Source organism: Dongshaea marina, from assembly GCF_003072645.1.
Lineage (GTDB): Bacteria > Pseudomonadota > Gammaproteobacteria > Enterobacterales > Aeromonadaceae > Dongshaea > Dongshaea marina.
In genome coordinates this window covers 2719372-2740610 of sequence record NZ_CP028897.1, presented here as the reverse complement: position 1 = coordinate 2740610, position 21239 = coordinate 2719372, and the positions used below count along the sequence as shown (strand labels likewise).

Genomic DNA, 21239 nt, shown 5'->3' with positions numbered 1-21239 from the left:
TATTTGGCATCTGATTTGTTATTAATTGGCTTAAATGGAAATTGAATCGGAACGGTCAGATTTATTTCCAGTGAAATAAAATACCTGAGCTATGTTCACTGTGAAACTATCCCTTTATTTTCCAGGAGTCAATAGTATCTTTGTACTATTTTTTGGGGAGTGAGGGATTAAAAAATGCGATTCAGATCACCATGATGGAGCTTTAAAAAACCTTTTATTATACATGACTGAGAACATTTGCATAGACCAATTAATGGTCTATGCAAATGTTCCTGCCATCTGAGACAATCGATGCGGCATATTCTTACGCACGGGTTGGAGTGTAGTCTGCTAATATCTATAGGAGAAAATATTGGCCGTGAATGTAACCTGTTGTTTTTAATGGATTAATTTGATTTACCCTTCTCTTTTCTTGATGATTTTTTAATTAAGACGATATTTCGATAGATAGCATCATGGATGATAATATGTATCAGATTAATCAATCTCCACTCAAAAAGCTGAGTATTTACTCTTGTATTATTTATTACCTGTCATTTGTTCTTTTATCCATGCCATTATCAGTTCAGGCTGCTAACCATAGAGAGATGGACACTACGCCTGGGACAGAGTTAACTCTATATCGAGTGACTCATACAGAGTCATTAGATGAATTAGCAACTGAACTTCAAACAACGCCTGCGGTTGTTATTTCTTCTAATCAAGATATGAGTTTTGATTTTATTGACACAAAATTTAAGAAAGGGGATCTGATCTGGATCCCAGAATCAGTGATCTTATCCCGTGGAGCAAAAAAGACAAAACAACAAGCTGCTAAGAATACCAGAGATACTCCGGCGAAAAGCAATCAATTCTTAGATTCGCTGGCTCAATATTTTTCTGCATCATATCAAAAAATGACCTGCCAGGTGTCGTCGGACTGTTACGGGAATAAGAGACAGAATCAGTATACTTCGTGGGATCAAATGTCGACAAATATGGTCTCTGAAGGAAAGGGTGGCCTGGCAAGTTATTTTAATAGCAAATTCTCAAGTCTGTTTAAGCAGTGGGGGACTTTTAAGGGAGGGGTCCTGACTGACGATGATATGAAACCAACCGGGTATAACCTTGACCTGCTCCTTTCACTGTCGAATACAAAATCACGTCTGGTATTTGGTCAGTTTGGTCTCCACCATGCCGATGTTGGAAGTCGTACCTATCTGAATATGGGGCTGGGGCGTCGTCAGTATTTTAAGAATTGGATGTTAGGGATCAACGGCTTTGTGGATCAGGATTTGACCCGTGAGCATTCAGTGCGAGGCTCGTTAGGTGTTGAGATCTGGAAGGATAATTTAAAGCTTGGTAGTAACTACTATTTTCCTCTTTCAGGATGGAAAGATGCATCTCAGATCGAGGATTATCAATCTCGCCCGGCTCAGGGAGTCGATCTGGATCTTCACTATTATCTTCCTTTTTATCCACAACTTGGGCTCAAGCTCAAGGATGAACAGTATTTTGGCTCTCTGGTCGATCTTCAGGGGAGTGGCAGCCTTGATAGTATGCAGGCAGATCCCTATCGGCTGTCTTCCGGGATGGACTACACACCCATCCCTTTGTTGAGTTTTGATGGAAACTACTCGCATAGTAAAGGTGGCAATGATGAGTTTACCCTGGGGGCTCATCTGACCTATAGGTTTGGCGTTCCCATCGACAAGCAGATCGATCCGGATATGGTTAAAGTAGCGCACTCTCTCAGGGGAATGCGGTTCGATCTGGTTGAGCGCAACCCTGTCATTGTCCTTGAGTATCGGAAAAAAACGGTGCTACAGGTTGCCTTGCCTAAGGAGATAGAGCTGACAGAGGGTGAGTCTAAAGTGATCGTTCCCGAGATTCACGCCAAGTATCATCCACTGCAAGCCCATTGGAGTAGCTCACTCAATGGCCCCTCAAATATTCTGGCCAGCCTGTCCAGTGAATATGCTCTCGAGCCCACGATCAGTAAAGATATTGAGGCAGGTGGAGATGAAAATAACCATTATCCTCTTACTCTGACCGTGACAGATAGCAAAGGTAATACGGCATCAGCGACGACAGAAATTGTGGTAAAGCCGAACCCGTCTCTGAATCCTCAGATAAAAGTGCTCCCTGGTAAAAACATCCATCTCCTGAAAGGTCATAAAAACACTTATACCTGCGCAGAAGGGGCCGATGCCGATTTCCACATTCAGATCCTTGATCCCCGGCAAAAGCTTCGAGAGGTCCGCAGCACCTCATCAGATCATAAGAGCGGCGACAATGGGTTTAAGGTGGCTTATAGCGGTAGCCTCAAAGATCAGAGTAAGTTTGATGGAGCGAATCCTTTACATCCAAGCTTTAGTATTTCGCCAGGACTCATGTTGTTGGGAGCTAAGCCCAAGCTTCTACAGCTGACCGTTTCAGCGACCGATACGCAGGGTTTCAGTAGCTCCAGAAAAATTCTGGTACGAGTGAATAAAAACAGTGATGGTGGAAGGGGCCTGGATGTTGACCCAAGCTCAGCAGTCACCCATGTTGGTGAGACATTTGATACTTCAACTCTGAAAGTTACAGGCGCTTCACCTGGAGCACAGCTGAAATATGAATTTAATCCTGGTACAACCGGGGCAACATATGATCCCAGCACCCGGTTAATTAGCCATATCACCGAGAGGGGGGTCATTAATCTCGATATTAGCGATGATAAGGGGGATTATCCGGTCACCTTTCAACTCAAGGTTGGGAAGGCCTTACCCGCCATGAAAGCCCTGGCACAGCGGCGCCCCCGTCCGGAAAATCACCAGATATCACTAACCGATCCCGTCTCCTTTGCCCAGGTGAAAGATTACTATGGCAAGGTAACAGTCACTGGCGTAGACAATGAGACAGGGCAGGGGAGTTTCAAGGATGGAACTCTCACCGTTGATCAGGTGGGAACTTTTAAAGTGAACATTCAGGATCAGGGAGATGAATCGCACCAGCAGAGCAAGACGAGTTTTCAGCTAACTGTATATCCCTCGATTTCCGCACAGGATAAAACACTGACTCTGGCTGACAGTGGCAGGATCCAGCTCAGTGATCCTAAGAGTGTGACAAAAATTAGTAATGATTATGGGGGGGTATCTACCGACTCCGTCGAAAATGGGAGTGGTAGGGGGATCTATTCGGGGGGATACTGACGGTCACTAAGGCTGGAACTTTTACCGTTCATATCAGCGATGCCGGCGATGCAACGCATGATAAGACCAAGACTACATTCGAGTTGACTGTAGAGCGTATTGCTCCAGGTACTATTTTGCCATCACCGGCTTCGGCGGTCATGATCGTGGGGCAGGATTTTGATCTTAGCAGGGTGAATATGCTAGGGGCCCACGGGTCACTCACCTATAGCATTATTGATTCAGGAGCAACCGGGATCCACACGACCCTTGGGGGATAAGCTCTCCGACGGGGCCCGGTGTGGCAACCATTCGGGTGAGTGATACTGGCGATGCAACCCATCAGCCCTCCAAGCCGGGAACCCTTACCCTGACGGTAGATAAGATCCAAGGCGATCTGCAGCTCACCAAGTCGGTGGATGGGATCACTGCCGCTCAGCCTTACAATCTGGCAAAACTCATCAAGGTCGGCACTCAGTTCGGTAACGCGGTATATCAGCTGGATAGCAACACGGCGGGGATGACTCTGAGCGGTTCAACCCTGGACAAGGCTACCCATGAAGGTGAAGTGAAGGTCAGCATCTCGGATAAGGGAGATGCGACTCACACAGCCTCGCCGGCGCAGCAGTTTACCCTGACGGTAGTGAAAGCCGAGAATCCGATGCAGCTAGCCGCTGCGACTACCACTTATGCCGGACAGGATATATCACTGCTGGGGTTGGGGAATATTCAGGCGGCGCAAGGTCCATTGAGTATTGTGAGTGTCACTCCAGGATCAGGGGATGAGCCAGGAACGGGGAGCCTGAACGGTCACTCTTTGCATGTAACGCAAGCGGGTGGCTTTGTGGTGACTGTTAAAGCCGCAGGAAACAATCAGTACAAGCCGGTCACGGCTAATTTTACGCTGCAGGTACACAAGGGGGTTCATCAGCTACCCGATTTTTCCGCATCCATGGGCTGGACTCACTGGCACCAGGCGATTTCGTCATTCGACTACTTAAACAAGGTCCCCGATGCTCTTGGAATGGTTCATGCCGATAAGCTGATCAGCGCTCCAGCGGTTTGCGGGAGCTATTGTACTGTTTATGACAACAATGGCGTGCCTTATATCCAAACAAATAGCACCGGCACGTTCAAGATCCAGGTGAGTGATGCGGGGAGCAAGTTGTATCAGCCTGGAACGGCAACCTTTACCCTGACGATGACCACTGTGGAACACAGTATCCATGTGAGTGATTACTCGACTGTTTATCAAAGTGATGGGATTGGGATTGAGGCTCTGGGTCAGCAGATCTTAGTCGCAGGCCATCCCCTGACTGTGACCGGAGCAAACCATGATGTGAAGGTCCTTGAGGTTACTCCAGATACGGGAGCAGGCACCTATCTGGATGGCAAGCTGATGGTGAGCCAAGCCGGAACCTTTCGCGTTAAGGTTCAGGATGCAGGCTGGGCAGGGATCACTCCGGCAACCACGAGCTTCACTCTGACGGTGAATAAGGCGAGCCACAGTTTTGCGGTGGCCGATGTGGCTCAGACCTATGCCGAGCAGCCAATTCCACTGGCACCCTTGATCAAAGCCAGTGGCAATCTGGGGGCGGTCACAGTCACCGATGTTCAGGATGGCAGTGGCCAGGGCAGCTATCAGGATGGACAGCTAACGGTCAAAAAGGCAGGCAGCTTCACAGTTGAGGTGACAGATGCCGGTGATGACACCCATACTCCGGCAACCACGAGTTTTACTCTGACGGTGAGCAAGGCCAGTCACAGCTTTAGGGTGGCCGATGTCACTCAGAGCTATGCCGAGCAGCCTATTCCACTGGCACCCTTGATCAAAGCCAGTGGCAATCTGGGTGCGGTCACAGTGACCGATGTTGTGGATGGCAGCGGCCAGGGCGGCTATCAGGATGGGCAGCTAACGGTCAAAAAGGCAGGCAGCTTCACAGTTGAGGTGACAGATACCGGTGATGACACTCACACTGCGGCGAAGAGCCAGTTTACCCTGACAGTTATAAAAGCGCTAAACCCAATGAAGGTTGCGGATATAGGCGTTACCTATGCAGGGAGCAATGTCTCTTTACTCGAGCTTGGAAATATCAGATCCAACCAGGGCTTATTGACAGTGAATAGTGCGACCCCGATATCGGGAGGCGACTCCGCAGGGCATTTAGTCAATAAGGATCAGCTCGAGGTAGTCAAAGCTGGAAAGTTTGTTGTCACTGTGACAGCGGCTGGTAATGATCAATATAAGCCATCAACTGAAAGCTTCACCCTGACAGTCAATAAAGGGATCCATACATTACCGGACTTTTCAGCTGATCTGGGGTGGAGTCGCTGGCATCAGGAGATATCTTCATACTCCTTTTTGAAGGCGGTTCCTCAAGCGCTTGGTGCTGTGCATATCGATAAGCTACTCAGTGCACCTGCAAATTGTGGAACCTATTGTGAAGTGTATGACTCTGATGGGCTCCCACGGATCAAAACCAATAGTTTAGGCATTTTTAAAATTCAGGTCAGTGATGAGGGGAATGATCTTTATAAAGCAGGGACTGCGACCTTTACTCTGACGATGACGAAAATCCCCCACAGTTTTACTGTGAATGATGCACAGGTGACCTATACAGGCCAGCCAATTACTCTCGCTGAGCATATTAGCGGGGGACAGGGGGCCCAGCCATCATTTGAGCCTTTATCTGACATTGTAAAGGTGATTGGAGTGACCTTTGATGGAACAGGAAAGGGTAGCTATGCCAATGGAGAGTTAACAGTAAAACAGGCGGGAACCTTTACTATTCAGGTTCAGGATAAAGGTTGGGCAGGTTATGAGCCGGTTGATAGTGATTTTACTCTGACAGTCAACAAAGCTGCTGGAGTCATGCAGGCAAAAGATCAGACGCGCACCCTGCGTGCGAATAGTCAGATAGACTTGAGTGATCCTAAGGGCTTTGCCCAGGTGACTAATAGCCATGGCAAGGTCACAGTGACCGGCGTTGATGGTCCCGGGAAGTTTGTCGATCACATTCTGACAGTCAACAGTGCCGGCAAATTTACGGTGCACCTCCAAGACAGTGGAGATGGGACTCATGATGCATCAGAAGATGTCACCTTTGTACTGACAGCAGAAAAAACACCAGCCATCTCCTTGGCTGTGACACCGAGTGAAGATTCAGTCAAGGTCGGGAGCGGTAGCTATCTTCTGACAAATAAGCTCTCGGTCAAGCAGCATTATGGTGCGCTCTCTTACGGGTTAATGAGTGCTGGCGGGACGGGTTCGACCCTCACCGGAAGCAGCCTATCCATTGGTTCATCTTCAGGTGTTGTTGAGATCCGAGTGAGTGATGCTGGAGATGGGACACACAAGCCATCTACACCAGCTTTCTTTAAGTTATACCTCAAAGAACCAGGGAAGATGACTGTGACAGGTTATCCCTTGTATACCTACCCAGCCCAAAAGAGTTATCAGCTTACCGCTTCTGAGCTTAAGGCTCACTGGACGATAGCAAATGCCTACGGAACTGTTTCGATCGATAGTATTAAGCCATTTACTGAATCCGGTGGAGACTGGGATCCTTCGACTCAAACCTTGACTGTAAAAAAAATAGGACTATTTGAGGTTTATTTGAGTGATTCTGGCGATTCACTTCATGAGCCAACTCATCATGTCTTGGCCTTTATTGGCGTTGGGCGAGGAAAGAGCCAGCTTTCAATCGCAGATCAGAAGCTGTCCTATGGTAGCGGACAATTTGACTTATCTAATCTTGATCAGATTACTCGGGTGACCAATGCTGTCGGTAAGCTGGCGGTGACCGGTGTCAGTGGTAGCAGCGGCAATTACCGTTTTGATGCGGCATCACAGAAGTTGACAGTTTTCCATCCTGGAGTATTTACCGCTCAGGTACATGATCCTGGGGATGAGAATCACACGGGGGCATCAACAAGCTTTAAGCTGACGGTATTGGGTGAGAGTCATACGATTACGGCTCTACCCTTAACCCTGGACTATATGGATGGAGGGATATCATTGGCCAACCTGACGAATGTCCGGGGGGCCATAGGAAAACTGCAAGTCACCTCGATAAAGGGAGAAAGTGGAGCCGGCAGTTTTGATGTGACCAGCCAAACTTTGAGTGCAACTCGAGTTGGTACCTTCACCGTTGATGTGGCAGATAGTGGTGAGGGCAAATATGAACCGGCCTCAACAAGTTTTACCCTGACTTTGAAAAAGGCGAAAGGAGTGATGCAGGCGGTTGATCAATCGCGTCACCTGGATTCAAAGTTACAGATCGATCTTAGCGAGCCCAAGAGTTTTGCCCAGGTGAGCCATGCCTATGGTGAGGTCACTGTCACTGGTGTGCAGGGCGATGGTGATTATGACGGAGCCAGCCATCACCTGACTGCAAATTCGGTAGGGGAGTTTAGGGTTTCGCTCCACGATAGTGGGGATGTACTGCATCAGCCTTCGGATACGACATTTGTGTTGACGGCGCAGAAGGTGTTGCCCGGCACTCTTGCACTGAAGACAACAAGGGGGGCGATGCTTGCTGATCAAAGCTTTAAACTAAATCAGATCACAGCGACCAACAGTTATGGTGAACTTGGCTACAGCATCAAAGATAAAGGGAACACAGGAATCGTTTATGACGAGCAGACTCAAACCCTGAGTAAGCCAACGGCAACGGGGACTGTGAGCATTTCGGTGGCCGACTCCGGAGACGCACTGCATCAGGCCTCTCACCCAGCCAGCTTTGAGTTAGCCGTGAACAAGACCAAGTCGACATTCTCGGTGACCTCTGGAAAATCCGCGACCTATTCCGCCGTCATAGGTGGCGTCGATATCAGTAAACTGGGAGCCATCGATAATATTGCTGGCAGCCTCTACTTCCCCGGAGGAATGACCCAATATGGTGTGAAGGGCTATCTGGATGGCAATATCTTTAAAGTCACCAGTATTGATAGTGGTGGTGGAACCTTGACTGTCTGGGTTGGAGATACAGGTTCGGCAACAGTACAGAAGGCTGAGCCTCAGAAACTATATTTTTATATTCACCGGGCAGATGGGACACTGCAGCTCAATCAATCCAGTGACTCTATCCTGGTAAGTGGCAAATACAATCTTTCCGGTCTGATCAAGACGGGAACATCCCATGGCTTGGTTAGCTACAGCATCAGTAGTGACAGCGCCGGAATGACGCTTCAGGGGGATACGCTGGATCATGCCAGCACGACAGGCTCTGTGGTGGTTCGGGTTCGCGATAGTGGTAGTAACCTATATAACCCCTCTGAGCAGACCTTTACCCTGCATGTGGAGCCAAAACATGCCGGTACCCTACAGCTTACCAAAACCTCAGATAAGATTATTGCAGGTCAAAGTTATCCCCTATCTCAGCTGATCAAGACAGGCACAGCCCATGGCGCGGTCAGCTATACCCTGGTTTCGGCTCAAAATAGCGCGGGCATGACGCTGACAAATGAGCATATGCTTACCCGGGCTCACTCTTCTGGAAGGGTTGTGGTTGAGATCCGTGATTCCGGGGATGCCAGCTATCTGCCTTCATCCAGTCAAACCTTTATTCTGAACGTTAACAAAGTTGCAAATCAGATTAGTGCAACAGCAAAGAGTGATCTGGTGGTTGCCAGTGGTCAGCCATTGAATCTAACTCCCACAAGTGTGAGTCAAATCGCCAGTGTGAGTAATGCCAAAGGCGCTGTAACTATTACCGACGTGTCGGGGACGAATAGCTCGTCCTGGAGCATTACTCAGGCAGGAAAATATACAGTGACTTTGCATGATTCAGGAACCCAGTGGTATGCCCCGTCGGATTACAAACTGGTGATTCAGGTTCACTCGGTTACTATAACTTTCAATACTCCACTTCATGCGCATAATGGCTTCAGATCCTGGCCGATTACAGCAAATAGCGATGGATCCTACAATTTGAATGAAACGAATTACTATATGTATGATGCCAATGTGGCATATAGAGGTGATACCTCAGAAAAGGGGACGCTGAAGCTACAGATTTCATCGGATAGGAGCTTTGAACACATAGTTGGTAATGGCACTGTTGATATCACACCGGCACGGAGTGTAACGATCCCCTTTAAGGTTTATGATCGTTATGGCAGGACTGTTTACCTGAGGTTCTTTTATAAAGTGGGCGATATCTCAATCAGCTCTAATGTGATTGAAGGACATATTATTTAGCGTGCAACTTTCCTGAATAATGACAGCTTTATTGTGTTAGGGATGGTTTTGAGGGCTCCAGGCAGAGCCTCTTTTGCCCCACTTAGAATCAAGTGGGGCTGTGTGTTTCGATCTAAGTTTTAGTTGGAGGTAACAATGTGACTTGCGATCTTCACTGGCTTAGCTGAGTATTTCTCGCCTAACTGGCGGCTTGGGGTACCCCGCTTAAGGTTGGTCTCAATAGTCTCAAGCGAGATCCCCTTGGTTTCCGGTACAAACAGCAGTACATAGACAAACAGAAACAGGCAGGCCCCGGCATAGATCCAGAAGGTCGTTCCGCCGCCAAAGGTGTGAAGGACCGTCAGGAAAGTTGAGGCTACAACGAAATTGGCCATCCACTGCACACCGGCGACAAAACTCATGCCGACTCCCCGCACATCCAGAGGGTAGATCTCGGCGATGATCAGCCAAAACAGTGAGCCTAAGCTGATGCAGTAGAAGGCGATATAGCAGACCAGGGAGATTACAGCGATCACTTGTCCGCCCGGAACCGATGCAACTCCCGCCTTCATGACAGCACCCAGGGTCAGCAGGCAGATGGCGGCTCCCAGGGTCCCGGTCAGGAGCAGGGTTCTACGCCCCAGCTTATCGACGGTGAAGATACAGACGATGGTAAACAGAAAGTTCACCAACCCCATGCCAAAGGTAGCAAAGATCTGGGCATGGGCGCCCTGAAAACCGACCTGCTTGAAGATTTCCGGGCCGTAATACATCACGGTATTGATCCCGGCAAACTGCTGGCCGATCCCGATCACCAGACCGATCAGCAGCACAGGGCGTACCCGTTTGCTAAAGAGCTCTTTGATACCATTTTCCTTGTGGCTGAAACTCTCCTCAATCTCATGCAGTTCACGCTCAACCTTGTCAGCATCCCGGATCTTATTCAGTACCTTCCTCGCTTCATCCTTTTTACCCTTCATCAGCAGCCAGCGGGGGGAGGCCGGGGCAAAGATCATCCCAAACAGTAAAATGACAGCAGGGATCATCGCAAAGCCGAGCATCAGCCGCCAGCTGATCTCGCTGGAAAAGTGCAGGGCAAAAAAGTAGCAGATCAGGAAAGCGGCCGCCTGACCCCCGGTGAGAAACAGTCCGTTGAGCAGGACCATGGCCCCACGCTTTTCCGGTAGTGAGATCTCGGCAATGAACAGAGGTACCGAATAGGAGGCCATACCCACAGCGATCCCGAGAATAAAGCGGCCGATGATCAGGGAGTAAACTCCGGGGGCCAGGGTACATAGGGCCGTGCCTATGATAAAGAGCCAGGAGGTGTAGATAAGGAGTCGCTTCCTTCCGAGACGGTTGGTTAATTTGCCGCTGAGAATGCAGCCCAGAAAGGCGCCCAAAACCACCATGCTGACGACCAACTCCTGCTCCATGATGCTGGGATGCATTGTTTGCTTGATAAAGATAAGAGCGCCCGCGATGACGGCGGTGTCAAAGCCGAACAGAGCGCCTCCGACTGCGGCAATCAGGGCAACAAAAAGGTTATAGTGTTTTTTACTTTGGTTCTTCTCCCGGGTCAGTGAACTGTCACCTGTATTGGCGGCTGTCATCTGTGTCATTTGAATATCCTCCCTGAGGCTGGCTGAGTTTTGAGGCACAAGCCAACCCACCCCTGATCCCATCAGGGGTAACAGTGATAAAACGAAAAAGAGCCTAGACGGCTCTTTTAGGCTGCGTAGTTATTTCATCGGGATCGGTCGTCCCTCTTTGGCCGACTGGAGTGCGGCTTTGGCTATCTCGACAGATTTGAGTCCATCTGCAGCGCAGGTCGTCAGCTTACGGTTTTGAGTAATTGCCTGGATAAACTCGTGAATTTCACTCATGTAGGACTGGGTATAGCGATCCATGAAGAAGTGGAGGGGCTTTTCTTGATTCACACCGCTAGCGGTACTCAGGCGGGCCTTGGATGGGGTATCGTTTTCAATCTCCATGGCTCCCAAAGAGCCAAACACCTCGACTCGCTGGTCATAGCCATAGCTTGCTTCCCGGCAGTTATTGATCATGGCGATACAGCCGTTGGCAAAGGTGAGCATGATGGCTGCAGAGTCATAATCTCCGGCTTTGCCTATCTCGGGATCGACCATCATCGCACCCTTGGCATAGACCTCAGTGACTTCAGAGCAAGCCAGGTAGCGTGCCATATCAAAGTCATGGATCGTCATATCCATGAAGATCCCACCGGAAACCTTGATGTAGTCAACCGGAGGCGCTCCCGGGTCTCGTGAGGTGATGTTGATAAAGCGTAGTTCGCCAACTTGCCCTGCCTCTATCGCCTGCTTGACCGCACTGAAGTTGTGATCAAAGCGCCGGTTAAATCCGATCTGGAATTTCACCTCATTTTGTTCAACCGCCTCAAGGGCGCTGTGAATTTTTGAAAGATCATGATCGATCGGCTTTTCACAGAAAACATGCTTTCCGGCGTTTGCAGCTTCGATGATGTACTCCACATGGGTATCGGTCGAAGAGCAGATCAGTACTGCGTCGATCTCTTTATCCTGAAATATATCACCAGGGGTCAGGGTAAACTGGGGACCGCCCAGGCTCTCGACCCACTGCTGGGCGGCCGGGTTGTTATCAGCGATATATTTGATCCGAGCCTCTGGCAGAGTGTTCAAAATCGTTTTGGCGTGAACTTGTCCTATCCGTCCTGCGCCTATGATTGCCACATTCAGCTTACTGGTCATGGGTTATCCTTATGGGTTTGCTGTTGTGCCACTAAAGTTCCCGCGGGTGGCTATGAAATAAAAATTTCAAAAAGATACTATGCAAAATAAAAAAACCATTTTGTGATCCGCCACTCAATTCATTCACAAAATGTTAACTAGATGTTTCTTTGTGATCTCTGAGCCGATGGGTTTGAGAACTCGAATCGGTTTTGTGTTGCAGCTATCTGTGGGTAAAATGGCGGCCTGGTTTAGGCTAAGCCGCCAATGGAAAAGGAATAGCGAGCGATGGAGTGCACCAAGAGGGTTGGTCCCGTGCTGACCTCATTTTTATTTTGTGGGATCTGCCTGATCGGGTTTGCGATTGGTTTCGCCTCCTGGATCCCGCAGCAAAGCGACCTGCTGCTCGTCGGGGCGGGTGCGATTTTAGTGAGTGGCGGCCTGATTGCCGGGATTCTCCGGGAGTCCCAGATCTATGCAGGCTCAGCCTGCATCTGTGTCATCATGCTCTTTTTGAGCTTCCTCCAGCTTCAGACTTGGCAGGTCTATCTTTAGGCTCAGCCAGGCTTTTATTTAAAAGCCCGGTACGTCAACAGAGTCTAACAGCCAAGCTTATTGGTCTCTAAAGGCCAGGGACACCGCCAGGGTCTGCGCCAGACACAAAGAAGAGGCCTGAGAGCGAAATGCATCAACCTGAGCCTCTTTGACGATAAAGCAGACATCACTTTGATTGGCCAGCGGGCTGACCTGACTATCTGTGATTGCTATCTGTCGGGCACCTTTGTGTGTCGCCTCTTCAAGCAGTGCGACCGTCTCCTCGGCATAGGGGGCGAAGCTGATGGCAACTATGGCATCTTCGGCTCCCACCACAGAGAGCTGCTCCTTATACATCCCACCCAGGCCATCGATCAGTATGGCCCTGCGTTGCAGATGATGCAGGGCGTAGCAGAGGTAGGAGGCCACACTGAAGGAGCGGCGCAACCCAACCACATAGATACATTGTGCCTGGTCGAGGATCTGAACCGCTTGCTCTAATTGCTCTGCAGGGGTCTGGGCTGCCAGTTGATCCAGGGCCTGAGCATTCGCCATGGCGAACTGATTGAGAATAGCTAGCGGAGTATCCGCCGTCGCATCGGGGGCAAGCTCCCGGCACAGGCGAGCTCGGTCGGTGTAGTTGCTGGTCTCCTCAACCAGCTGGCGGCGAAACAGTTGCTTCATCTCATTGAAACCGCTAAAGCCAAAGGCACTGGCAAAACGGATCAGGGTCGATGGAGGGACTTCTGCCGCCGTTGCTATGCTACCTATGGTTTCAAAGGCGATATTGCCCGGATTATCCAGAATATAACGGGCAACCTGTTGCAATCGTTTACTCAGGCTTGTGTAGCGTTCGCGAATAAGCTGTTGTAACTCACTGAGTTGCGTCGGAGAGCTCATCTCGGTTAGCTGCGTCATTCCTTTATCCCCCATGAAAAAAATATTTCATCTTGTTCTGTTTATGAAAAATAGAGTTTTTCATACCCTCTGTCCAGCACTGTCTGTGATCCAGGCTGCTGTGTTACTCCCTCTGAGGTGACTGTGAATGTGAAATTTTTGTAAGCAAGATCACGTTTCAGAGTGTGAGTTTCATATTGACTTGAAATGAAATATTTATTTCATCACACTGCTTTTCAGTCCAGTAATCAGTGATTCGAACCAAGGAGGTTCAGGATGAACGAAGTCAGAATCGGCTTGATTGGAACAGGTTATATCGGGCGCTGCCATGCCATCGCTTTTGCTCAGGCTTCGACCGTGTTTCCCCTCAGGGGAACTCTGGTTCGTGAAATGGTGGCCGAGGTGACTCCACAGCTGGCGGCCGAACGAGCCAATGCATTTGGCTTTTCCCGCTCAACCGGGGATTGGCGTGAGCTGGTGACCGATCCGCGAATTGATGTTGTGGATATCTGCGCTCCTAACTTTCTGCATAAGGAGATGGCGCTGGCTGCGATCGCCGTGGGCAAGCATGTCTATTCCGAAAAGCCGCTGGCCCTAAGCTCGGAGGATGCCGAGCAGATGTACCTTGCCGCGAAGGAGAAGGGAGTTAAGACCCTGGTTGGCTTCAACTATATGAAAAACCCGGCGACTCAATTAGCCCGTGAGATCATAGCCCGGGGAGAGATTGGCGATGTGGTGCATTTTTATGGGACCCACAATGAAGATTATATGGCCGATCCGAATCAGCCGGCGGACTGGCACTGCTTTCGTGAAACCGCAGGTCACGGAACATTAGGCGATCTGGGGGCGCATATCGTGAATATGGCGCACTACCTGGTAGGCGACATTCAGGCCGTATGCGGTGATCTGCAGACCGTGATTAAGCAGCGCCCGGATCCCGCCAGCCCCGGCACGCTGATCCCGGTTGAAAATGAGGATCAGGCTAACGTTCTTTTGCGATTCAGTAATGGTGCCATGGGAATGCTGGAAACCTCCCGTATCGCCTGCGGCCGTAAAATGGGGCTTAGCTATCTGGTCACCGGCACCAGGGGGCTTTGAGCTTTACTCAGGAGCGGATGGCAGAGCTCAAGCTTTATCGTCACGATGAGCCTTCCAACCGGCAGGGTTTTAAAACCATACTGGCGGGTCCACAGCACCCCAATTATGAACCCTTCTGTGTCAGTGCCGGTCATGGCTTTGGTTTCAACGATCAAAAGACCATAGAGGTGCGAGATCTGATCAATGGCATTGCCGGTGATGAACCCATCTGGCCCGATTTTAAAGAGGGGTGGCGGGTTTCAAAGGTACTGGATGTGATAGTTGCATCAGCAAGCGAGCGCCGCTGGCTGGATATTAAATAATCGGATTTTGAGAGCAAGGAGAGATGGATGTTCGCCAAGGATAACAAGCTGGATCTGATCTGCCTGGGACGGGTAGCCGTAGATTTTTACGGGCAACAGATTGGAGCACGTCTTGAAGATATGGGGAGCTTTAACAAATATCTGGGGGGCTCATCGGGTAATGTAGCATTCGGTGCGGCAAGAATGGGGCTAAAATCGTCCATGCTGGCCCGGGTCGGTGACGAGCATATGGGGCGATTTCTTCGCGAGGAGTTACAGCGGGTTGGTGTGGACACCTCGCATATGATCACCGATCCTGAGCGGTTGACGGCGCTGGTGGTGTTGGGGATCAAGGATCAGGATACTTTTCCGTTGATCTTCTACCGGGATAACTGTGCCGATATGGCTTTGCAGAGTGATGATTTCACCGAGGAGTATATCGCATCGGCACGTTGCCTTGCGATCACCGGAACCCATCTGTCTCATCCCAATACCCGCCAGGCGGTCTGTACCGCCCTTGAATATGCCCGGCGCAACGGGGTGAGAACGGCTCTGGATATCGATTATCGCCCGGTTTTGTGGGGACTGACCTCTCTGGGGGATGGTGAGACCCGCTATATTGGATCGGACACAGTGACTTCTGAGCTGCAGGAGGTGTTGGGTCAGTTTGATCTGATCGTCGGCACCGAAGAGGAGTTTCATATTGCGGGAGGGAGCACTGATACCCTGACAGCCCTGAAAAATGTTCGCAAAGTCAGTGACGCCACCTTGGTTTGTAAGCGCGGGGCCCTAGGATGCTCTGTGTTTGAGGATGCAATCCCGGACGATCTGGATGATGGGAGCACCATCACAGGTGTACGGGTCGAGGTGCTCAATGTGCTCGGAGCCGGCGATGCCTTTATGTCCGGCTTGCTGCGGGGCTATCTCAATGATGAGGGATGGGAGCAGGCGTGTCGATATGCCAATGCCTGTGGTGCCCTGGTGGTGTCCCGCCATGGCTGTTCACCGGCGATGCCGTCCCGTGAAGAGCTGGATGATTACCTGTCACGGGCCGAGTCTGTGCCTCGTCCCGATCTCGATGCGCGGCTCAACCATCTGCACCGGGTCACCACCCGGGATCGCAGTTGGGGAGAGCTGTGCATCCTGGCCTTTGATCACCGCAAACAGCTGCTTGAGATGGCTCAGCAGACCGGCGCGGATGAGAAGCGACTTCATACTCTCAAACAACTGATCTTAAGGGGAGCTCAGCAGGCAGCAGAGCAGATGCAGCTGGGTAAGAGCAGCGGCATCCTGTGTGATGGCACCCTGGGTCAGGAGGTGCTCAATGAGGTGACCGGTCAGGGATGGTGGATCGGTCGTCCGGTTGAGCTACCGGGCTCACGACCCCTTGAGTTTGAGCATGGATCCATCGGATCTGAGCTCAACCGCTGGCCCTTAGAGCAGATCGTCAAATGCCTGGTGTTCTACGATCCAAGCGATGACGGGGAGCTGCGCCTGTCACAAGAGAGAAAATTAGCCGAGCTCTATCAGGCTTGTTGTGCCAGCGGTCACGAGTTATTGCTGGAGATCATTCTTCCGGCAGACAAGCAGAGCGATGAGCAGCTTTATTACAGAGCGATGCAGCGCTTTTACAACCTTGAAATCAAGCCGGATTGGTGGAAGCTTCCTCTGTTATCGGCCGCCAGGTGGCAAGAGATCAGTGCCCTGGTGACCGAGCGTGATCCCCACTGTCACGGAGTCGTGCTGCTTGGCCTGGATGCACCTTTGGATAAGCTGCAACAGGGCTTTGCCCAGGCCGCCGATCAACCCTTGATCAAGGGGTTCGCGGTGGGACGGAGTATCTTTGGTAAGCCCTCATATGCCTGGCTAAGTGGTGACATTGATGATGACACACTGATCACTCAGGTAAGGGATAACTATATTCAGCTCATCAAATTGTGGCGTGATCGCGCAACACTGGCGAAGGAGTCATGATGAAGACGGTTCGTTTAACCATGGCACAGGCACTGGTGAAGTATCTGTGTGCTCAGAAAACTGAAATTGAGGGGCGAATTGAGCCCCTGTTTGCCGGGGTCTTCGCTATCTTTGGCCATGGCAATGTGGCCGGGCTTGGCGAGGCGCTGGTGGAGGTCGAGCATGAGTTGCCGACGCTCAGAGCGCATAATGAGCAAGGGATGGCCCATGCGGCTATTGCGTTTGCCAAGACCCATAATCGGCGTCGGATGATGGCGGCAACCACTTCGGTTGGACCGGGCGCGACCAACATGGTGACCGCAGCGGCCCTGGCCCATGTCAATCGTCTGCCCGTATTGCTGTTACCTGGGGATACCTTTGCCAGCCGTGAGCCGGATCCCGTGTTACAGCAGATAGAGCATCCGGGCGATCCCACACTGACCCCTAACGACTGTTTTAAGCCGGTCAGCCGTTATTTTGATCGGATCATGCGCCCCGAGCAGCTTGTCACCAGCTTGCCACAGGCACTCAGGGTATTGACCGACCCGGTCGACTGCGGCCCCGTCACCCTGGCGCTGCCCCAGGATGTTCAGACCATGGCTCACGATTTCCCGGAGGCTTTTTTTGCTCAAAAGATCCATAAGCTGCGTCGTCCCGGAGCCTGTGAAGATGAGCTTGAGCAGGCGGTTGAACTGATCAGAAGTGCCCGCAAGCCACTATTGATCGCCGGAGGTGGAGTCCATTACTCACAGGCAACTACTGAGCTCAGCGAATTTGTCGAGCGCTTTGCCATTCCGGTCGGGGAAACTCAGGCGGGGAAGGGGGCACTAGCCTGGGATCATCCCTGTAACCTGGGTTCGATTGGGGTGACAGGCTCGGCGGCGGTGAACCAGTTGGCGAAAGAGGCGGATCTGGTGATTGCTCTGGGAACCAGGCTACAGGATTTTACCACCAGCTCCCGCAGCTTGTTTAATCCCCAAGCCAACCTGCTGGCGATCAATGTCAGCGCCTTTGATAGTCATAAGCACAAGGCTTACTCCCTGTGTGGTGATACCAGGCGCACCCTGGCCGAGCTCACGCCAAGGCTCGAGGGTTGGCTGAGCTCTGAATCATGGCAGTCCCATGCCCAGTCCCGGCGCCAGAGCTGGAATGAAACCGTTAGTTTGGCGCTGACCGATCGCGGTAGCGAGCTTCCAACCGATGCCGAGGTCATCGGCGCGGTTAATCGAAGCGCCGCAGATGAAGATGTGGTGGTCTGTGCCGCCGGAGGTCTTCCGGGTGAGCTGCATAAGCTGTGGCGAGCCGGTAACCCTAAAGGCTATCACCTTGAGTATGGCTACTCCTGCATGGGCTATGAGATCGTCGGAGGGCTGGGGGTCAAGATGGCGCGTCCCGACTCACAGGTGTATGTGATGGTGGGTGATGGCTCCTACCTGATGCTTAACTCCGAGATCGCCACCTCTGTGATGCTGGGGCACAAGATCATTGTGGTGGTGCTGGATAACCGCGGATTTGGCTGTATCAACCGGCTGCAGCATGCCTGTGGCAGCCAGGGATTTAATAACCTTCTCAAAGACTGCAAGAGCGCGGAGTGGGGGGCGCCAAAAACAGATTTTGCCGCCCATGCCGCGAGCCTGGGTGCTCTTTCGGAGAGTGTGAGCGGCATTGCGCAATTGGAGCAGGCCCTCGTCCGGGCCCGGGCCGCCGATCGCAGTTATGTGATCGCACTGGACACGGACCCTCTGAGTACCACAGAGGCGGGTGGCTCCTGGTGGGAGGTTGTCGTCGCTGAGGTTTCAAATCGCGAGCAGGTTCGCCAGGCGCGTAGCCGTTACGAGCAAGACAAAACAGAGCAAGACAGATAATCCGGAGATGATGATGAGCGTACAACTTGGAATTAACCCTCTGACATGGACCAATGATGATATGCCAGCCCTGGGAGCGGAAACCCCCCTCGAAACCTGTCTGAGCGAGGGACGTCAGGCCGGCTTTGCAGGATTTGAGCTGGGCAACAAATTCCCCCGAACGCCTCAGACCCTGGGGCCGATCCTGGATTCTCATCAGCTCAAACTGGTTTCCGGCTGGTACTCGGGGGAGCTTCTCACCCGTAGTGTCGACGAGGAGATAGAGGCGATCCAGGATCACCTGCACCTTTTGAAATCCCTGGGGGCGAGCGTGATGGTCTTTGCCGAGGTCACAGCTTGCATCCATGGCGATCGAAGTAAGCCGCTCTCACAGCGGCCGCTGTTTCCCAAAGAGCGTTGGGTCGAGTATGGCCAGAAGCTCACCGAGCTGGCTCGCTATACCCAGAGTCATGGGGTGCAAATTGCCTACCACCACCACATGGGAACCGTGATCGAGAGCGAGGATGATATCAACATGCTGATGGAGGTGACCGGACCCGAAGTGGGTCTGCTACTGGATACCGGACACCTGACCTATGCCGGCGGTGATCCTGTGCTGATGGCAAAGCGCTGGGGCGCTCGAATCAATCATGTGCATACCAAGGATATTCGTGCCCAGGTACTGGCCATGGTTAAAAATGACAATCAAAGTTTTCTTAACTCGGTCCTGCAGGGGGTGTTTACCGTACCCGGCGATGGCTGTATCGATTATCTGGCTCTGTTCACTGAGCTAAAAAACCACAACTACCAGGGGTGGCTGGTGGTGGAGGCTGAGCAGGATCCGGCGATCGCTCACCCCCTGACCTACGCCACCCTGGGATATAACAATCTTCAGCGCCTGGCGCGTGAAGCTGGTTTGCTATAAGGAGCCCCCATGCAACGTATCGATAACTTTATTGGTGGCCAGCACCGCCACAGCAACAGTGAGCGATTTGCCGCTGTCTATAACCCGGCCACCGGTGAGCAGACGGCTCAGGTTGCCCTTTCCAGTGCCCAGGAGATGGCCGAAGCGATCGCAGTGGCCCATACAGCCTTTCCTCAGTGGGCTGCCACCAGTCCGCTCAAGCGGGCCAGGGTGCTGTTTCGTTTCAAGGAGCTCTTGGAGAAACATGCTCCCGAGCTGGCTCGTTTAATTGTTGCAGAGCACGGCAAGATCTATTCCGATGCCCTGGGAGAACTGACCCGCGGGCTGGAGGTGGTGGAGTTTGCCTGTGGCGCACCACATCTTATCAAGGGTGAGTTTTCTGCCCAGGTCGGCGGAGGTGTTGATAGTCACTCCCTGATGCAACCCCTGGGGGTGGTTGCAGGGATCACTCCCTTTAACTTCCCGGCCATGGTTCCGATGTGGATGTTCCCGGTGGCACTGGCTTGCGGTAACAGTTTTGTGCTTAAGCCCTCTGAAAAGGATCCATCTCTTGCCCTGAAGTTGGCTGAGCTTCTTCAGGAGGCGGGCCTGCCTGACGGGGTATTTAATGTCATCAATGGCGATAAAGAAGCGGTTGATGTTTTGCTGACCGATCCCCGAATTCAGGCGGTGAGCTTTGTGGGCTCAACGCCTGTCGCCGAACTCATCTATGCCAAGGCATCGGCCCATGGCAAGCGGGTCCAGGCATTGGGAGGGGCTAAGAATCACGCCATCATTATGCCGGATGCCGATCTGGATATGACGGCCAATGCCCTGATGGGCGCCGCCTATGGTGCGGCCGGAGAGCGCTGCATGGCGTTGTCGGTTGCGGTTGCCGTGGGGGATGAAACGGCCGATCAACTGATAAGTCGCCTGAAACCTATGGTTGAAAAGCTAAGGGTCGGTCCCGGTTTAGTTGAAGGCACAGAGAACGAGATGGGGCCGGTGATCTCGGCAGAGCACAGAGATAAGATCTGTGGCTACATATCTCAGGGGCTGGCCGAAGGGGCTGATTTGTTGGTCGATGGGCGTGATTACCGGGTTAGGGGTCATGAGCTGGGGTATTTTGTTGGTCCGACCCTGTTTGATCGGGTCAGACCGCAGATGACCATCTACCGTGAAGAGATCTTCGGCCCTGTGCTGGCGGTGGTGCGGGTGCCGGATTATGCCAGCGCCGTGCAACTCATCAATGAGCACGAGTTTGGTAACGGGGCAGCCTTGTTTACCCGTGATGGTAATACGGCCCGTCAGTTTGAGCAGGAGGTTCAGGCCGGAATGGTCGGGATCAATGTGCCGATCCCGGTGCCGATGGCGTTTCATAGTTTTGGTGGCTGGAAGCGTTCGATCTTTGGCCCGCTGAATGTACATGGTCCGGATGGTGTTCGCTTCTACACCCGGATGAAAACGGTCACCAGCCGCTGGCCAACAGGGATCCGCTCCGGAGCAGAGTTTAGTATGCCGACCCTTGGTTAGAGCGTTTTCCGGATAAACCGGTTCATCTCATGAAAGCAGCTTTGACTTTGATCACAGACTCGCAAGTCACATCCATGTTGCTCTACTGCAGCGGGTATCTTCCCTGATACCCGCCTCCAGTTCAGCATCCTGCTTC

At 51.8% G+C, this 21239-nt stretch carries 10 protein-coding genes and 1 pseudogene; 8 read left to right on the top strand and 3 right to left on the bottom strand.

What is annotated here, in order from left to right:
• The first annotated feature begins 965 nt into the window (after positions 1-965).
• The gene (locus DB847_RS12980) at positions 966-3173 is read left to right on the top strand and encodes an inverse autotransporter beta domain-containing protein (protein WP_159084602.1); all 2208 of its coding nucleotides are present in this window, start codon (positions 966-968) and stop codon (positions 3171-3173) included.
• Positions 3174-3453: 280 nt separating this feature from the next.
• The gene (locus DB847_RS12975) at positions 3454-9354 is read left to right on the top strand and encodes a hypothetical protein (protein ID WP_108651085.1); all 5901 of its coding nucleotides are present in this window, start codon (positions 3454-3456) and stop codon (positions 9352-9354) included.
• A gap of 119 nt (positions 9355-9473) precedes the next feature.
• Here the strand turns inward: DB847_RS12975 and DB847_RS12970 are convergent, their stop codons facing one another.
• A complete protein-coding gene (locus tag DB847_RS12970; protein WP_199911561.1) occupies positions 9474-10955 on the bottom strand; it encodes a sugar porter family MFS transporter in 1482 nt (493 codons plus the stop codon).
• A gap of 120 nt (positions 10956-11075) precedes the next feature.
• Positions 11076-12080, bottom strand: coding sequence for an inositol 2-dehydrogenase (gene iolG / locus DB847_RS12965; RefSeq protein ID WP_108651084.1), 1005 nt, complete (start codon positions 12078-12080; stop codon positions 11076-11078).
• A 267-nt stretch (positions 12081-12347) separates the two neighbouring features.
• On the opposite strand from iolG, the gene DB847_RS12960 reads away from it, so the two are divergent.
• Positions 12348-12614 carry a hypothetical protein gene (locus DB847_RS12960; RefSeq protein WP_108651083.1) on the top strand — a complete coding sequence of 89 codons (267 nt, stop codon included), beginning with the start codon at positions 12348-12350 and terminating at the stop codon, positions 12612-12614.
• A gap of 57 nt (positions 12615-12671) precedes the next feature.
• Here DB847_RS12960 and DB847_RS12955 read toward each other — a convergent pair whose 3' ends face one another.
• On the bottom strand, positions 12672-13511 hold the full coding sequence (locus DB847_RS12955; protein WP_234418393.1) for a MurR/RpiR family transcriptional regulator: 840 nt from the start codon (positions 13509-13511) through the stop codon (positions 12672-12674).
• Between the two features lie 255 nt (positions 13512-13766).
• Between DB847_RS12955 and DB847_RS12950 the strand changes: the two are divergent.
• The 5 genes and pseudogenes from DB847_RS12950 (at position 13767) to DB847_RS12930 (ending at position 21103) form a co-directional block, all read left to right on the top strand.
• Positions 13767-14890, top strand: a pseudogene (locus DB847_RS12950) (Gfo/Idh/MocA family protein).
• A gap of 27 nt (positions 14891-14917) precedes the next feature.
• Entirely contained in the window at positions 14918-16843 is a 1926-nt protein-coding gene (locus tag DB847_RS12945; protein ID WP_108651082.1) for a bifunctional 5-dehydro-2-deoxygluconokinase/5-dehydro-2-deoxyphosphogluconate aldolase, read from the top strand.
• Positions 16843-18687, top strand: coding sequence for a 3D-(3,5/4)-trihydroxycyclohexane-1,2-dione acylhydrolase (decyclizing) (gene iolD, locus DB847_RS12940; RefSeq protein ID WP_108651081.1), 1845 nt, complete (start codon positions 16843-16845; stop codon positions 18685-18687). The genes DB847_RS12945 and iolD overlap by 1 nt, the downstream gene beginning before the upstream one ends.
• Before the next feature lie 13 nt (positions 18688-18700).
• Complete coding sequence (gene iolE / locus DB847_RS12935; protein ID WP_108651080.1) at positions 18701-19591, top strand: myo-inosose-2 dehydratase; 891 nt, start codon at positions 18701-18703, stop codon at positions 19589-19591.
• Between the two features lie 9 nt (positions 19592-19600).
• A complete protein-coding gene (locus DB847_RS12930) occupies positions 19601-21103 on the top strand; it encodes a CoA-acylating methylmalonate-semialdehyde dehydrogenase (protein WP_108651079.1) in 1503 nt (500 codons plus the stop codon).
• Positions 21104-21239 lie beyond the last annotated feature (136 nt).